The 16,862-nt window shown below is 38.8% G+C and carries 15 protein-coding genes and 1 pseudogene; 14 read left to right on the top strand and 2 right to left on the bottom strand.

Annotation, left to right across the window (positions count from 1 at the left end; all coding sequences use genetic code 11):
- Positions 1-68: 68 nt before the first annotated feature.
- The 4 genes from FB379_RS05480 (at position 69) to uvrA (ending at position 5,957) form a co-directional block, all read left to right on the top strand.
- The gene (locus FB379_RS05480) at positions 69-362 is read left to right on the top strand and encodes a hypothetical protein (RefSeq protein ID WP_144597336.1); all 294 of its coding nucleotides are present in this window, start codon (positions 69-71) and stop codon (positions 360-362) included.
- A gap of 373 nt (positions 363-735) precedes the next feature.
- A complete protein-coding gene (locus FB379_RS05475; RefSeq protein WP_063389185.1) occupies positions 736-966 on the top strand; it encodes a CsbA family protein in 231 nt (76 codons plus the stop codon).
- A gap of 125 nt (positions 967-1,091) precedes the next feature.
- A complete protein-coding gene (uvrB, locus tag FB379_RS05470; RefSeq protein WP_063389184.1) occupies positions 1,092-3,074 on the top strand; it encodes an excinuclease ABC subunit UvrB in 1,983 nt (660 codons plus the stop codon).
- Positions 3,075-3,080: 6 nt separating this feature from the next.
- The gene (gene uvrA / locus FB379_RS05465) at positions 3,081-5,957 is read left to right on the top strand and encodes an excinuclease ABC subunit UvrA (RefSeq protein ID WP_144597334.1); all 2,877 of its coding nucleotides are present in this window, start codon (positions 3,081-3,083) and stop codon (positions 5,955-5,957) included.
- Between the two features lie 444 nt (positions 5,958-6,401).
- Here the strand turns inward: uvrA and FB379_RS05460 are convergent, their stop codons facing one another.
- Positions 6,402-7,565: an acyl-CoA dehydrogenase family protein gene (locus FB379_RS05460; RefSeq protein WP_094245201.1), complete on the bottom strand. Its 1,164-nt coding sequence runs from the start codon at positions 7,563-7,565 to the stop codon at positions 6,402-6,404.
- Between the two features lie 193 nt (positions 7,566-7,758).
- On the opposite strand from FB379_RS05460, the pseudogene FB379_RS05455 reads away from it, so the two are divergent.
- The 4 genes and pseudogenes from FB379_RS05455 (at position 7,759) to FB379_RS05440 (ending at position 10,933) form a co-directional block, all read left to right on the top strand.
- Positions 7,759-8,475 (top strand): annotated as a pseudogene (locus tag FB379_RS05455) (amino acid ABC transporter ATP-binding protein).
- Positions 8,476-8,538: 63 nt separating this feature from the next.
- Entirely contained in the window at positions 8,539-9,393 is an 855-nt protein-coding gene (locus FB379_RS05450) for an amino acid ABC transporter substrate-binding protein (RefSeq protein WP_063389181.1), read from the top strand.
- Between the two features lie 68 nt (positions 9,394-9,461).
- Positions 9,462-10,178: an amino acid ABC transporter permease gene (locus tag FB379_RS05445; protein WP_144597331.1), complete on the top strand. Its 717-nt coding sequence runs from the start codon at positions 9,462-9,464 to the stop codon at positions 10,176-10,178.
- A 26-nt stretch (positions 10,179-10,204) separates the two neighbouring features.
- Positions 10,205-10,933 (top strand): amino acid ABC transporter permease, encoded by a 729-nt coding sequence (locus FB379_RS05440; protein WP_144597329.1) that lies wholly within the window; start codon positions 10,205-10,207, stop codon positions 10,931-10,933.
- A gap of 684 nt (positions 10,934-11,617) precedes the next feature.
- On the opposite strand, the gene sda is transcribed toward FB379_RS05440, so the two are convergent.
- Positions 11,618-11,773 carry a sporulation histidine kinase inhibitor Sda gene (gene sda, locus FB379_RS05435; protein ID WP_094245206.1) on the bottom strand — a complete coding sequence of 52 codons (156 nt, stop codon included), beginning with the start codon at positions 11,771-11,773 and terminating at the stop codon, positions 11,618-11,620.
- Between the two features lie 237 nt (positions 11,774-12,010).
- On the opposite strand from sda, the gene FB379_RS05430 reads away from it, so the two are divergent.
- The 6 genes from FB379_RS05430 (at position 12,011) to ppaX (ending at position 16,859) form a co-directional block, all read left to right on the top strand.
- On the top strand, positions 12,011-12,370 hold the full coding sequence (locus FB379_RS05430; protein ID WP_144597327.1) for a phage holin family protein: 360 nt from the start codon (positions 12,011-12,013) through the stop codon (positions 12,368-12,370).
- A gap of 63 nt (positions 12,371-12,433) precedes the next feature.
- Complete coding sequence (locus tag FB379_RS05425) at positions 12,434-13,351, top strand: metallophosphoesterase (RefSeq protein ID WP_066249048.1); 918 nt, start codon at positions 12,434-12,436, stop codon at positions 13,349-13,351.
- A gap of 138 nt (positions 13,352-13,489) precedes the next feature.
- A complete protein-coding gene (gene hprK, locus FB379_RS05420; protein WP_066249051.1) occupies positions 13,490-14,425 on the top strand; it encodes an HPr(Ser) kinase/phosphatase in 936 nt (311 codons plus the stop codon).
- 25 nt (positions 14,426-14,450) lie between these two features.
- Positions 14,451-15,260: a prolipoprotein diacylglyceryl transferase gene (lgt, locus tag FB379_RS05415; protein ID WP_066249053.1), complete on the top strand. Its 810-nt coding sequence runs from the start codon at positions 14,451-14,453 to the stop codon at positions 15,258-15,260.
- A 26-nt stretch (positions 15,261-15,286) separates the two neighbouring features.
- Entirely contained in the window at positions 15,287-16,231 is a 945-nt protein-coding gene (locus tag FB379_RS05410) for a nucleoside recognition domain-containing protein (RefSeq protein WP_144597325.1), read from the top strand.
- Positions 16,221-16,859: a pyrophosphatase PpaX gene (gene ppaX, locus FB379_RS05405; protein WP_063389174.1), complete on the top strand. Its 639-nt coding sequence runs from the start codon at positions 16,221-16,223 to the stop codon at positions 16,857-16,859. The genes FB379_RS05410 and ppaX overlap by 11 nt, the downstream gene beginning before the upstream one ends.
- Positions 16,860-16,862 lie beyond the last annotated feature (3 nt).

The raw sequence follows: 16,862 nt of genomic DNA, 5'->3' as shown, positions 1-16,862 counted from the left end.
TATTATTTAAAAACAGTATGTCTATGGGATATCTTATTATCGGGGATTAAGAAGACCTTTATAAATACATGAATGAAGAGGATATTCAACAATTTCAAAATGTAATAAAAATCTATGTATTGTCAGATGAACAGTTAAATGAAGAAGATGCAGATATTTTTAGAGAGTTTGCAATGGATTTAGTTGATGGTAAAGATTTTTGTGCATTAATACTGGATTTTCATGTAAATGGAGAATTGTTTGAAAATCTACCACTAGATCTTAAGGTGGAAGATTATCAAAAAATATTACATGCAGTAAATTCTGAATACGATATTTCATATGTAAATTTAGATCATTTGTTTTATCTATCTCAAGATTAAGAAAGAGTATCCAATAGTGAAAAAAGGCGACTATTGGATGCTTTTTTATATGCTTAGGGTAGTCTTAGGGGGTGACCGTAAGAAAAAAGTAAATATAGTATAAAAGTTGCTTTAATAAATGCGAATTTTTTAGCCTATGAGCTTCATTATTGCATTTAAATATAATCATAAAGCTATTTCTTTTCGTTTATTTTGTCTTCATCGATTTCAACTATTTCCCCTGTTTCCTAGGTTTTCTGACCGCTATACATCGCATTATTTTTTATTCTTTGCATTGGCTTATTTTTCCCTTCTCTTTTGTGGTTTTGCTTGAAAGCTTTTTGAGGGCTTCAATATAATAAATGTATAACCGTTGACGAAGAGAGGTTTTTTTATGATCAAGCTTGTGTTTGCCGCATTCGCCCCTTTTTTGCTTGTCTTATTTTTCACAAGAGTTACATATAGTCATGTCGTTGGGACATTGTTGACGGCTGGTTTATTAATTGCCTCTTATTTTGCAGGTCATATGGATACTATTTATATCGCCATTTTGGATGTAGCCAGCTTAGCAGCTGGTTTTATCGCTGCCAGAAGCATGAAAAAGGATAAGAAAACATCTACTTAAACCTGTTCAACACGATTGACAGGTTTTTATTGTCTATGAAAATCAAACGTCAGTTCGTATTTTTGGTGATTCAGCCTGATTATATGTTAAAATAAAATATAAGTTTCTGAATTGGAGGATGTTCCATGGATCGGTTTGAATTAGTTTCAAATTACCAGCCTCAAGGAGATCAGCCGAAAGCTATCAAAGAGCTGGTGGAGGGAATCAGGCAAGGAAAAAAACATCAGACATTGTTAGGTGCAACTGGAACTGGCAAAACGTTTACGATATCCAATGTGATTAAAGAAGTGAACAAACCGACGCTGGTCATTGCCCATAATAAAACGCTTGCCGGACAGCTGTATAGCGAGTTTAAAGAATTTTTCCCGAACAATGCAGTTGAATATTTTGTCAGCTATTATGACTATTATCAGCCGGAAGCGTATGTTCCGCAAACAGATACGTATATTGAAAAAGATGCGAGCATTAATGATGAAATTGATAAATTAAGACATTCGGCCACCTCTGCATTGTTTGAACGGAAAGATGTTATTATTATCGCAAGCGTTTCTTGCATATATGGTTTAGGTTCGCCAGAAGAATATCGTGAGCTGGTCGTAAGTCTTCGTACAGGAATGGAAATCGAGCGCAATGACTTGCTGCGCCGTTTAGTGGATGTGCAGTATGAAAGAAATGATGTAGATTTTCGCAGGGGAACTTTTCGCGTGCGCGGGGATGTAGTGGAAATTTTCCCTGCTTCGCGCGATGAACATTGTATCCGCGTGGAATTTTTCGGAGATGAAATCGACCGCATCCGTGAAGTTGATGCTCTGACAGGCGAAATTATTGGAGAGCGGGAGCATGTAGCGATTTTCCCGGCATCACACTTTGTGACAAGAGAAGAAAAAATGAAAATTGCCATTGCTAATATTGAAAAGGAGCTTGAGGAACGGCTGCATGAACTGCGGGAGAATGGAAAGCTTTTGGAAGCGCAACGGCTCGAGCAACGGACAAGATATGATTTAGAAATGATGCGGGAGATGGGCTTTTGCTCCGGGATTGAAAACTACTCCCGTCATCTTACATTAAGACCGCCCGGTTCGACTCCTTATACGCTTTTAGATTATTTTGGAGATGATTTTTTGATCGTCATTGACGAGTCGCATGTGACGATTCCGCAAATCCGCGGGATGTACAACGGCGACCAGGCGAGAAAACAAGTGCTTGTCGATCATGGATTCCGTTTGCCTTCAGCACTTGACAACCGTCCGTTAAAATTTGAGGAATTTGAAAAGCATATGAAACATGTCATTTATGTTTCTGCCACCCCTGGGCCGTATGAGCTGGAGCATACGCCGGTTGTTGTTGAACAGATTATCCGCCCGACTGGACTTTTAGATCCAACCATTGACGTCCGACCTGTTGAAGGGCAAATAGACGATTTAATCGGCGAAATTCAAAAGCGGGTTAAAAGGAATGAGCGGGTGCTTGTGACCACATTAACGAAAAAAATGGCGGAAGATTTAACGGATTATTTGCGGGAAATCGGGATTAAGGTGACATATCTCCATTCCGAAATTAAAACGCTCGAGCGCATTGAAATTATCCGCGACCTGCGCCTTGGCAAACATGAAGTGTTGGTCGGGATCAATTTGCTCAGGGAAGGGCTTGATATTCCGGAGGTCTCTCTCGTTGCAATTTTAGATGCAGATAAAGAAGGATTTCTCCGTTCGGAACGTTCTCTTATTCAAACAATCGGACGGGCGGCTCGGAACGCAAACGGGCATGTCATTATGTATGCTGATACAATCACAAAATCGATGGAAATCGCCATAAACGAAACAAAACGGCGTCGTGCGATTCAAGAGGAATATAACCGTCAACATGGCATTACGCCAAAAACGATTCAAAAAGATATTCGCGATGTAATTAGGGCGACATATGCAGCGGAAGATGAAGCAGAATATAAAACGGAAAAGGCTGTGAAGCTGAACAAAATGTCGAAAAAAGATCGAGAACAACTGATAGCCCGTATGGAAAAAGAAATGAAAGAAGCTGCAAAAGCATTAGATTTCGAAAGAGCTGCTGAATTGCGCGATCTAATTTTGGAGCTGAAAGCGGAAGGATGATTGGATATGGCAATGGATAAAATTGTTGTAAAAGGTGCACGCGCTCATAATTTAAAAAACATTGATGTCACGATTCCAAGAGACAAGCTTGTCGTTGTAACAGGTTTATCGGGATCGGGCAAATCTTCTTTAGCATTTGATACAATTTATGCAGAGGGACAGCGGCGATATGTGGAGTCTTTATCTGCCTATGCCCGCCAATTTTTAGGACAAATGGATAAACCTGATGTCGATGCGATCGAAGGCTTATCGCCGGCCATTTCGATTGATCAAAAAACGACAAGCAGAAATCCGCGTTCAACGGTCGGAACGGTGACAGAAATTTATGACTACCTACGGCTTCTTTTTGCCCGTGTCGGGCGGCCGACATGTCCGGTGCATGGGATAGAAATTTCTTCGCAAACAATCGAACAGATGGTTGACCGGATTATGGAATATCCGGAACGGACAAGACTGCAGGTTCTTGCGCCTGTTGTGTCTGGAAAAAAAGGAATGCATGTGAAAACATTGGAGGAAATAAAAAAGCAAGGGTTTGTCCGCGTGCGGATTGACGGAGAAATGATGGAGCTTACCGATGATATTTCTCTTGAAAAAAATAAAAAACATTCCATCGATGTCGTTGTGGATCGGCTGATCGTGAAAGAGGGGATTATAAGCCGGTTGACCGATTCAATTGAAACAGCTTTAAAATTAGGCGATGGAAAAGTCATAATTGACATCATCGATGGCGAAGAGCTGCTTTTCAGTGAACATCATGCCTGCCCGATTTGCGGTTTTTCGATTGGAGAGCTTGAACCGCGGATGTTTTCCTTTAACAGCCCGTACGGAGCTTGTCATGCTTGTGACGGCTTAGGTTCAAAACTAGAGGTGGATTTGGATCTCGTTATTCCAAATAAAAACTTGACATTAAAAGAACACGCAATTGCACCGTGGGAGCCGACAAGCTCTCAATATTATCCGCAGCTTCTTCAAGCGGTTTGCAACCATTACGGTATTGATATGGACATTCCAGTTAAAGATATACCGAAACATCTGCTCGATAAAATTTTATTTGGAAGCGGCGGGGAAAAAATTTATTTTCGCTATGAGAACGATTTCGGGCAAATCCGGGAAGGCTATGTAGAATTTGAAGGTGTGGTCCGCAATATAGAACGGCGCTATAAAGAAACGACATCTGATTTCATACGTGAACAAATGGAAAAATATATGACGAATCAGCCGTGTCCGACATGCAAAGGGCATCGACTGAAAAAGGAAAGTCTGGCTGTTCTTATTAACGGACGCCATATCGGACAAGTCGCTCAATTATCTATTCGTGAAGCCTATCAGTTTTTTGACCAATTGGCATTGACAGAAAAAGAAATGAAAATTGCCAATTTGATTTTAAGAGAAATAAAAGAACGGCTGAATTTTTTAATTGAGGTAGGTCTTGATTATTTAACATTAAGCAGATCAGCTGGTACGCTCTCTGGTGGAGAAGCGCAAAGAATCCGTCTTGCCACGCAAATCGGATCAAGACTGACAGGAGTACTTTATATATTGGACGAGCCGTCTATCGGTTTGCATCAACGGGACAATGACAGGCTGATCCGTGCTCTTCAAAATATGCGGGATATCGGCAATACGTTGATTGTAGTTGAACATGATGAAGATACGATGCTTGCAGCTGATTATTTGATCGATATTGGGCCGGGAGCTGGCGTGCACGGCGGTCAAGTTGTAGCTGCGGGTACACCAAAAGAAGTGATGAATGATGACCGTTCGCTTACAGGACAATATTTGTCAGGGAAAAAGTTCATTCCATTGCCGGTCGAAAGAAGAAAACCGGATGGTCGGTATATTGAAATAAAAGGAGCAAGCGAGAACAATTTAAAAAATGTAAATGTCAAATTTCCTTTAGGTGTATTTTTGGCAGTAACAGGTGTATCTGGTTCGGGGAAAAGTACGTTAGTCAATGAAATATTGCAAAAAGGCTTGGCGCAAAAGCTGAATAACAGTAAAACAAAACCTGGTGCCTATAAAGAAATGAAAGGGATTGAACATCTCGATAAGGTCATCAGCATTGACCAATCTCCGATTGGAAGAACGCCGCGTTCAAATCCAGCTACGTATACCGGCGTATTTGACGATATTCGTGATGTGTTTGCAGCAACGAATGAAGCGAAAGTAAGAGGCTATAAAAAAGGACGCTTCAGTTTTAATGTGAAGGGCGGCCGCTGTGAAGCATGCCGAGGCGATGGAATCATTAAAATTGAAATGCATTTTCTTCCAGATGTATATGTTCCGTGTGAAGTATGCCACGGAAAAAGATATAACCGGGAAACTCTTGAAGTCACATATAAAGGAAAAAATATTGCGGATATTTTAGAAATGACTGTGGAAGACGCACTTCAGTTCTTTGAAAATATTCCAAAAATCAAACGGAAGCTGCAAACCATTTACGATGTAGGACTTGGTTATATGAAACTTGGTCAGCCGGCTACGACAATGTCCGGTGGGGAAGCACAACGGATAAAGCTTGCTTCAGAGCTGCATCGCAGATCTACTGGAAGATCGCTGTATATTTTAGATGAACCGACAACAGGGCTGCATGTTGACGATATTGCTAGACTCTTGAAGGTTTTGCATCGGCTTGTTGAAAACGGAGATACAGTTCTTGTAATTGAGCATAACTTAGATGTGATTAAATCAGCTGACTATATCATCGACCTTGGACCAGAAGGCGGGGACGGCGGAGGAACAATCATTGCAACGGGTACCCCTGAAGAAGTGGCAGAAGCGAAACAGTCTTATACAGGAAAATATTTAAAACCGATTTTGGATCGGGATCGGGAGAGAATGAAAAATTTCATTTTGAAAAAAGAGGCAGCGGCAAACAGTTAAATAGGCTGTTGCCAGTCTCTTTTAAATGACGAAGAATGTTCCTGAAATTCCTGAAACGGATGGTTTTATTCCATCGGTTTTCAGGAGATGAGTTGTAGATTTTTACTAGCCCTTTCAGCGAAAAATCGAGGAAATACTGATTTTCTTTGATATATGAACATTTCGCATAAAAACAGAGCTTGAGCCCTTTGTGTGACAAAGGGCTCTTTTTTTATAAACTGATGTTTCTCCTATCATTCATTCAAATTCATAATTTTGAAGACTCGATGAATCGGTTTTTCTGGCGTCTTAGTTATTGTGCTCACGATGTCTACAATTACCGAATGTATTGAATATCTTTGATGCATTGCTAATTCATAAAAAAGCTGACCCAAAAAAAATATTTGACGGCCTTGGATCAGCTTTTTTAAAATCAGTCCCTGTGAAAAGAAGGCATTATATAAATTATTTATTTTCCATTTCTTGAATGGCTGTTTGAGCCAATTTAGAAATCGTCATATCATCCATTGGCGGATTGTGAAGCCCTGCTCTCACATCACGATAATACCGCTGCAGCGGATTTGACAGTTGAAGGCTTTTTGCTCCAACTAGTCTCATCGCCTTATCGACAATGTTGATGGCTGAGTTCGTCACAATATGCTTCGCAACACTAAGCTCGTTTGTAATGTATGGACGGCGTGCTTCATCATCATAAATTTCCGCTACGCTATACAAGAAATGTCTAGCTTTCATTAATTCTAAGTCAATCTGACCGATTAAATTTTGTACATTTGGCAATTGGCTAATGGTTCCATTTATACTATTTGGAGAATATTCTGTCGCAAATTTCACTGCATAATCACGCGCCGCCTGTGCAATACCTAAATAACAAGCGGGAATATGCAGAATCCAACCATTTATTGTATTTCCTCTCGGTCCATGGTTTAGCTCTACAAAATTTTCTTCTGCTACTTCAACGTTATCTAACACAAGATCGTGACTTTCTGTTCCTCTCATGGCGATAACGTCCCAATTTTTTTCAATTGATAATCCCTTTGCTTCTCGTTCAATTAAGAAAAATCCAATTCCTTCCTTTTCTTCAACCCATGCAGATACAAGAAAATGTGTCAGCACAGGTGACATAGTAGTATATGTCTTTCTGCCCGAAATAATCCACTTGCCATCTCTTTTCACTGCTTCCGTTTCAGGGCGCCCGCCGCGGGTTGGACTGCCTGTTTTTGCTTCACTAACTGCTCTGTTCACCAAAGCGCCGTTTAAAATTTCTTTTGCAAAAGAGGCAAGCTTTTCTTCCCTCCAAAGTTTTTTCTCATACAACTCCCCAACGACGCCCAGATGCCAACCGATGGCTAGGCCTGTAGCACCATCAAAGCTAGCAATGGTTTCTTGGAATAGAACTAGATCTGTGACACCAATGCCGCCGCCTCCATATTCTTTTGGCAGCGAGAGCTTCGTATACCCCATATTGACAAGCGCTTGGATATTTTCTTTTGGAAACTTTGTCTTTTCATCGCTTTCCCTAGAATGACTTTTAAACGACTCTTCATGCTTTAACAGCTTTTCGATCCACAATCTTTGCGCATCCGTTTTCACAAATAATTTTTTTGACACGTTCCACACTTCCTTAAGCAAACTCTGTTCAGATTAATATTTTAATAGGTTCAATGAACTATTAAATTTACGAACATTTTCCATTATAACAATTTAATTCATACTTTACAACTAGGAATAGTTGTGTTATAGTGTAGATTATTCAATTAACCCAATGTTTTGATATTTTTGATAATAAAGAGAGGTGATTCGTATAATCGAATTAAAGGACATTCAAAAAAGCTTTAAAAAAATTCAATTCTTAAAGGAATTGATTTAAAAGTAAACAAAGGGGATGTCCTAGTTATTATCGATTCAAGCGGATCTGGGAGAATCACCCTTCTTCGATGTATGAATTATTTAGAAAGACCTGACGGAGGTACTATTACTATTGATGTGTTTTCCGTGGAAGGAAAACATGCGTCAAAAAAAGTCATTTTAACGCTAAGACGAAAGACCGCAATGGTTTTTCAGCATAATAATTTATTTAAAAAATAAGACGGTGCTGGAAAACGTAATGGAAGGTCTTATCGTTGCAAAGAAAATGAAAGCTGCCAAAGCGCGTAAAATTGGCGTTGATTTACTTAAAAAAGTTGGCCTGGAAGAGAAAATGAATGACTATCTTGGCCAGCTGTCCGGCGGTCAACAGCAGCGTGTTGGTATAGCGCGAGCACTTGCTTTAAACCCTTCCGTCATTTTATTTGATGAACCTACTTCCGCGCACGATCCTGAGATGGTTGGAGAGGTTTTGTCGATTATTAAAAAAATTGCTGATGAAGGCAAAACAATGGTGATTGTAACTCATGAGATTCACTTTGCAAGAGAAGTAGCGAATCGTGCTGTGTTCATGGCAGACGGCGCCATTATTGAACAGGGACCGCCTGAAGAAATATTAGTTCATCCAAAGCATGAGCGAACAAAACAATTTTAAAAAAGGCTTCTAATAGAGCCTGAATATACTATTTTAAAATTTACATGGGGGGAAAATTACTGCATGAATCGTAAACGTATTTGGACAAAATTCTTTTTATTCATTTTATCTATTTTCGTCATCGCTGGTTGTTCGAACAGTGAAAGTAAAGAAACTGATGACGGCAAAAAAGTGATTAAAGTGGCATTAAGTGATGAAGTAAATCCACCATTTTTATATACGGATGATCAAAATAAACCTATCGGTTATGATATGGATTATTTAGCGGAAATTGAAAAGAAATTGCCAGAATACAAGTTTGAGTATACGTTTGGAGAAGAAGAATCGAATTTAATCGGGGTTGACACAGGAAAATTCGATTTTGCGATTAACTGGTTTTTCAAAAATCCGGAAAGAGAACAGAAATTCCTTTATCCAGAACATGAGTATGGATACTCTTTAACTGTATTAGTGACGAAATCAGATCGAAATGATATTAAATCGTTAGATGATATGGTTGATAAAAAACTCGCTCCAATGGCGCCAAGCGGTGGACTTCGTGCTATTTTAAACGGGTACAATGAAAAGAACCCAGATAATCCGATCGAGATTGAAAGTATGGAAAATCCATCAGCAGCAGATAACTTAAAACGTGTTGCTGAAGGAAAAGCAGATGCTGTTTTTTTGAACAAAACTACATTTGATGCTCTTCAAAAAGAGCTAAAGTTGGATTTGAAAATAGGTGGTATCGTTTCGAAAGAGCCGGTTTATATTGTTTATAACAAAAAACATAAAGAACTAGCTGAGAAAATTGACAAAGCAACTGCTGAATTGATTGAAGACGGTACGCTTCCGAAACTAGCTGAGAAATGGTTTGGTGTAGACTTTTTCAAAGACCTTGACTATATTAAAAAAGAAGGATTCCAATACGAGAAATAATCAAAAACCGTATTGAATGATTAATTAATCATTCAATACGGTATATTTAAATTCGTATATATTTCTTAATGAAGGTGGTGAGCAAAATTAACACGAGTTTACAAGATTGGGTAGATTTATTTTTGAAAGTGTTAGATAAGCTCCCTCTAACATTGTTCATGCTGGTCACATCTTTATTTTTCGCTTTAATTTTAGGTGTTATTATCGCGATTATTCGAATCCAAAAACCGCCTATCCTTTATGGAATTGCAACATTTTACTTGTCATTCACACGTTGTACTCCATTATTAGTTCAGCTGTTTCTTGTCTATTTCGGACTGCCTCAATTATTGCTAGTTTTTAATATTGATATTAATAGTTGGAACAGACTTGTTTTTGTTATTATTACATTCTCATTTCATACAGCAGCCTATTTATCAGAAGTTATCCGTTCAGCTTACTTAGCTGTCGGCACGGAGCAATTAGAAGCAGCATACAGCGTTGGCATGACGTATACACAAGCTCTAAGGAGAATTATTTTGCCTCAAGCTTTTGTCATTTCATTGCCTAATTTAGGAAATAATATTATTGAATTGTTAAAAGATACATCACTTGCCTTTTCGATCGGTATTATTGATATTATGGGGCAAGTTCGAATTATTTTAGGAAATAATCATGGTATGGGAATGTTTGAGATTTATGTCGTGATCTCTCTTGTATATTGGGGTACTTGTATCCTCATTGAAGGTATTATCGGCTATGCCGAAAAAGTGTTTAAAAAAGGTCGAGTTAGTTTATCTAAGTAATTTTTTGCTAAGGATCGTGATAACTCGTGGCAACAACTATTGATGTTAAATTTGCTTTAGAGCAAGTGCCTGAAGTGTTAAAAGGTGTGCCAGTGACATTGACGATTGCCATTGTTGCGATGGTGCTTGGCCTTGTATTCGGGCTGCTTATTGCTCTTTGCAGAATATATAAAGTTCCTGTACTAAATCAATTGTCCATCGTTTATATTTCTTTTATTCGGGGAACACCGTTAGTTGTCCAATTATACGTCTTTTTCTACGGTGTCCCGGTATTGTTTGATTTTCTTAATCGTCATTTCGGATTGAATTTAAATGCGGATGAAGTTCCGACGCTGATTTATGCATTAATTGCTTATACAATCAATACAGCTGCTTATGAGGCAGAAATATTTCGCGCATCGATCAATGCAGTAAACGCTGGACAAATGGAAGCTGCGTACTCAGTCGGCATGACAACTGCACAAGGATTATATCGAATCGTCCTGCCTCAAGCATTTGTTGTGGCTTTTCCGAATTTAGCCAATACGTTTATTGGACTGATCAAAGCAACATCTTTAGCTTTTGCTGTAAAAGTAGTAGAAATTTTAGCCATTACAAGAATTATAGCAAATAATGGATATAAATTTTTAGAAATGTATTTAGTTGCATCGATCATCTACTGGATTATTTGTTGGGTATGTGAAGTCATATTTGCTAAACTCGAAAAGAAAATGAGCCGTTATGAAAAACGGATGGATTTAAAAACAACTGCATAATTGGATAAAATTTTCCTAATTTACGGAAATATTAAACAACACTAAATGACATTGAACCAATTGAAAAAACGAAGCCCCACATGTGTAAATATTGCACGTTGTGGGGCCTTTTTACAAAAAAATTAGGTCGAGATAATTAATTGTTTTGAATTTATCCCTTGATCGCTTCATGGCTTTTCGGACTAGTTGCCGCACGATTTAAAATTTCGGTTGTCCTTCAGTTTCTTTTATAGATGAAGATACGATTTGGTCAAATTTTTCCTATATAAAGTCATGAATTGTGCTGCGAACAAAGTGTGGACTAATATGATACAGCAGTGCGCGTTTCGTGATAATTGCTTGGTGGACAAATGAAAAATTCGCTGCGTTCATTGCAAATGCCAGTTTCCACCTAATTGCACACAATTTGTGCTAATGAATAAATGAAAACATATTTCTCTAGCAAAAAATTAAATTTATTTAGCATGAAAAAATGCCCTGACATCGTTCGAGAAAGGAGAACGGCCTTTTCTTACATTGTGTCATAACGTATGAAGGGCTGTCCATAAGTCAGTTTTCTGCTTATGTAACAACCCCTTTCAGAAAAAATTATATAAACGATCATGAAACATCCATTCCAATTCAAGAAAAATTCGTTTTACAAAATAACGAAAAAATGGTATAATTTTCTCCGTGAGTTTAATTTTATTGTACATTTATGTTAGGAGAGGAAAGGACAATTCCTCTTCTAACAATTTCTTCTTCTAATAAAACGATAAACTCTTCACTAGCCTCAATTTGAATGGCTTCATAATAGGCTTTCATTAACAGGTAATCAGATAAAAGATACAATGAGTTCATTTGAACTGCTGCCCCTCCTTTCTGTTAAAATAAACAAACGTTTACGTCAGGACAGAAAGACGAGTCGTCTAGGGCAAGCGAAATATGAAAATTCAGAAAATATAAAGCCTATCAACTCCTTTTCCATTTGTGTAAAGAATGTTACCAAAATAGTGAAAAAATGTCAATCTGTTTCATACTTTCACATAGAAAGTGTTATAATAATTTGTAAATAGAAAGTGAAAAGGACGAATTTCGATGTTTATTAGATGGTTGATAAGCATTTTATTAAATGCACTGATTTTGATAGTTGTAGCTGGGTTCTTTGATTCGTTTTATTTAAGCGGAGTTGGAGCGGCTATTGTAGCCAGTATGATTTTGTCAGTGTTAAATGTTTTTGTGAAGCCGTTTCTCATATTATTGACATTGCCGATTACGGTTTTTACTCTCGGAACATTTTTATTTGTCATCAATGCAGTTACGTTGATGATTGCCCAGGCAATAATGGGAGATGCCTTTAATATTGATGGCTTTGGAACTGCCCTCCTCGCCTCCATCTTCATTTCATTTTTGAATCTGCTCATTCAATTGGTGTTTATGAACCGTTTTAAAGACTAATGAAAAAGATTTTTTCATTCATATCTCCTATCGTTTCGGGAATGATACGAATAGGTGATATAAATGAAAAAAATCTTTCCTCTTATTATTTTTGTTTTCATGATTTTATCTCCCGCATTTCCTAGCTTTGAGCTTGCAGCTTCGCCAAATGATTCAAACGTCTACACGATCGTATGGCTTTCAGACACTCAATACTATTCGGAAAAATACCCTCATATTTTTCGTAATCAAATGGACTGGATTGTGCAAAATCGCGATAATTGGAATATACAATATGTTGTTCATACCGGTGATATTGTCAACCGTGCGGAAAAGAAACAGCAGTGGGTTCAAGCAGACCGCATGTTCCGAAAACTGGAACAGGTGTCTATCCCTTATGGAGTGCTTGCGGGCAATCACGATTTAGTAAAAGGAAAATCATATAAAATGTTTCATCAATATTTTGGAAAAGATCGTTTTTTCACGAAGCCTTATTATGGTGGGGGGTATCGGAATAATCGAGGGCATTACGATTTAATTACGCTCGGACATCAACATTTTCTTTTTTTGTATATCGGCTGGCATGTTGACAAAGACAGCATCAGCTGGATGAACGAAGTCTTAAAACGTCATTCAGACCGAACAGCAATTATAGCTGTCCATAAATATTTGCATAAAAATGGAAAACGAACACTGGTTGGAAATCGTATATTTCGCAATATCGTCAAAAAGAATCCAAATGTAAAAATCGTTTTGAGCGGCCATTATGATGACAGTGAGTTATTAAAAACAAAAATTGATGATGATCATGATGGGACTCCTGATCGGATTGTTTATGAATTATTGGCGGACTATCAGGGGGCTCCTGAAGGAGGAGAAGGCTTTTTACGCTTGCTCCATTATTTTCCGAGTCGCTCCAAATTTTATGTCCGTGCATATTCACCTTATTCCAACAAACATTTTTTTTTCCCTCCTAAAAAAGAAGAGTTTTGGATTGAATAGCTGCATCTTTCGCTCCGATGCCCTTGTCTCTGCTTTTAAGCAATGAATGTCTTTGATGAAAGATGTTTGTTGCCAAAAAGAAAAGTGCTACAATAAAAAGATGAAAAAAGTTTTTTAAGTCTAAGGAGGAAAGACTTCGTGTCGAAAGTACGTACAAAAGATATTATCGAAAAATTCCAACTTGAATTGATCAGCGGAGAAGAGGGAATCAGCCGGCCCATTATTACAAGTGATCTTTCCAGACCTGGTCTTGAAATGGCTGGTTATTTTACATATTATCCGAAAGAGCGTATACAGCTGCTGGGAAGAACGGAGCTTACGTTTTTTGCAAAATTGACGCCTGAAGAAAAGAAAAGCCGGATGGAACAGCTATGTACGGATGTAACACCGGCAATCATTGTGTCAAGAGAGATGGAGGCTCCGCCGGAATTAATTGAGGCATCTGAAAAATCAAATGTTCCAGTGCTGCGCTCACCATTAAAAACGACCCGCTTGTCAAGCCGCTTAACCAATTTTTTGGAAAGCAAGCTTGCTCCAACGACAGCTGTACATGGAGTGCTTGTTGATATTTACGGGGTGGGTGTTTTAATTACAGGAAAAAGCGGGGTCGGCAAAAGTGAAACTGCTCTTGAACTGGTGAAAAGAGGGCATCGCTTGATTGCAGATGACTGTGTTGAAATTCGTCAGGAGGATCGGGATACATTAGTCGGCAGTGCTCCGGAATTGATCCGCCATCTTTTAGAGATCCGCGGTCTTGGAATCATTGATGTGATGACATTGTTTGGTGCAGGAGCCGTCCGCAGTCATAAGCGAATTTCCCTTGTCATCGATTTGGAATTATGGGATCCGAACAAACAATACGACCGTTTAGGACTCGATGAAGAGAAAATGAAAATTTTGGATGCGGAACTGACAAAATTAACAATTCCTGTCCGTCCTGGAAGAAATTTGGCTGTTATTATTGAAGTTGCGGCAATGAATTTCCGGTTAAAAAGAATGGGATTCAATGCGGCGGAACAATTTACAAATAAATTGGCGGATGTTATCGAAGATGGAGATCACGACGATTTTTAATTGATGAAATAGGAGAGATGAGAGAATGAAAGAGGCAATTCAGCCCATTGATCCAATCGCATTTCAGCTAGGCCCATTACAAGTTCATTGGTACGGGATCATTATAGGAATCGGCGCATTGCTCGGCCTATATTTGGCGATGCGTGAAGGGGAGAGAAGAGGTCTTCATAAAGATATATTTGTCGATCTTGCATTATTTGCTATTCCTATTGCGATTATATGTGCCAGAACTTATTATGTCATTTTTCAATGGGAATATTATTCTGAAAATCTTTCGGAAATCCCTAAAATTTGGCATGGTGGCCTTGCCATTCACGGCGGGTTAATCGGTGCTGTGGCAACCGGGATTGTGTATGCAAAAGTAAAAAAACTATCTTTCTGGCAACTGGCTGATATAGCTGCACCGAGTATTATTTTAGGGCAGGCGATCGGCAGATGGGGGAATTTTATTAACCAGGAAGCTCATGGAGGACCTGTTTCAAGAGAATTTTTGGAAAATCTCCACTTGCCTGAATTTATCATTAATCAAATGTATATAAATGGACAATATTATCACCCGACTTTTTTATATGAATCCATTTGGAATCTCGCTGGGTTCATCATTTTAATTTTGCTAAGAAGGTTTAATTTGCGGCGTGGAGAGCTGTTTTTATCATATGTTATTTGGTATTCGATCGGGCGATTTTTTATCGAAGTCATGAGAACTGATAGTTTGATGCTGACGGAAACGGTAAAAATGGCACAGGTCATTTCGATTTTACTTATTCTTAGTGCAATTGCTCTTATAATTTACCGGAGACTAAAAAAAGTAGAAAGATATTTAGATGAATATTGATAAATTGCTGGAATGAAGGTGAAACTTTGAAACAAACATTGAAAAAAGGATTACAAACAGGATTGGAAACAACGTGGACTCTCGGTAAAGTCATTTTCCCTGTAACGTTGATTGTTTCATTTTTACAACATACTCCTTTGATTGATTGGATGGTGCATTTTATAACGCCGGTCATGAAGGTGATCGGGTTAAATGGAGATGCTGCTATCCCCCTTGTGATTGGGAATTTTCTTAACTTGTATGCGGCGATTGGAGCCATTTTGTCCATTGATTTTACGGTAAAAGAAGTTTTTATTTTGGCAGTCATGCTGTCATTTTCCCACAACTTATTAATCGAAACGACTGTAGCAAGCAAAGTCGGTGTGAAACTGTGGATCATCTTGTCCGTCCGGCTCGGACTGGCATTTTTTTCGGCTTTTATCATCAATCTTTTTTGGGACGGCGGTGGAGAAAAAGCTCAATACGGATTTATAACTCAACAAGATGCCGTGCCTTCAGACTGGGGAATGATTTTACTTGAAGGGCTTGAAAAAGCGGCAATGGGAGTCATTCAGCTTGCGGCCATCGTCATCCCGCTAATGATTGCTATTCAATTTATGAAAGATTTAGGCTGGGTCGACGCTTTCTCAAAAAAGATGGAGCCGGTAACCGAAATGCTGGGAATGAAGAAGAACACTTCGACAACGCTTGCGGCAGGATTAATTTTCGGGCTTGCCTACGGGGCTGGCGTGATGCTGCAAGCAGTAAAAGAAGATGGAGTGGAGCATCGCGATTTAACGTTGGCGTTTATATTCCTCGTTGCCTGCCATGCTGTGATAGAAGACACATTGATTTTTGTTCCGATCGTCGGTTCAGTTTGGCCGCTTTTACTCATCCGGCTGTTCGCAGCCATTCTTTTAACGATGATTATCGGTTTTGTCTGGAAAAAACAAGCACATATCGGGAAAAGGGGAACGGTTTATGAACATTGACACCGTATTGTTTGACTTGGACGGCACGTTAATAAACACAAATGAATTAATTATTGAATCGTTTTTACATACGCTGAACTATTATTATCCGGGCAAATATCAACGGGAAGATATACTTCCTTTCATCGGGCCTCCGCTTATTGACACATTTCAACGTATTAACCCTGAAAAAGCGGAGGAAATGGTCCGAAGATATCGGGAGTTTAATCATGCCCAGCATGATCTGCTTGTGAAGGAATATGATCATGTGCACGAAACGGTTCGAGCTTTAAAAGAAAAGGGATTGAAACTGGGCATTGTGACAACGAAAATTCGCGACACTGTTATGATGGGGCTGAAATTAACGGAAATGGATTCATTTTTTGACGCAATTATCACACTGGATGATGTACAGCATGCGAAGCCTCATCCTGAGCCGGTCTTGTCCGCTCTTAAATTGCTCGGTTCCGAGCCGTCTAATGCATTAATGGTGGGAGATAACCTTCATGATATAGAGGCGGGAAAAAATGCAGGAACATTAACGGCAGGAGTTGCTTGGAGCATAAAAGGGAGAGAGTATATAGAATCGTTAAAGCCAGATTTTGTGCTGGACAAAATGAGTGATTTATTGAACATTGTGATGGAGTGAAGA

It is taken from the genome of Aeribacillus composti, assembly GCF_007827555.1.
In the GTDB taxonomy this organism is placed as follows: domain Bacteria; phylum Bacillota; class Bacilli; order Bacillales; family Aeribacillaceae; genus Aeribacillus; species Aeribacillus composti.
The sequence above is the reverse complement of the archived record's forward strand: the minus strand, read 5'-3'. Positions and strand labels throughout refer to the sequence as shown.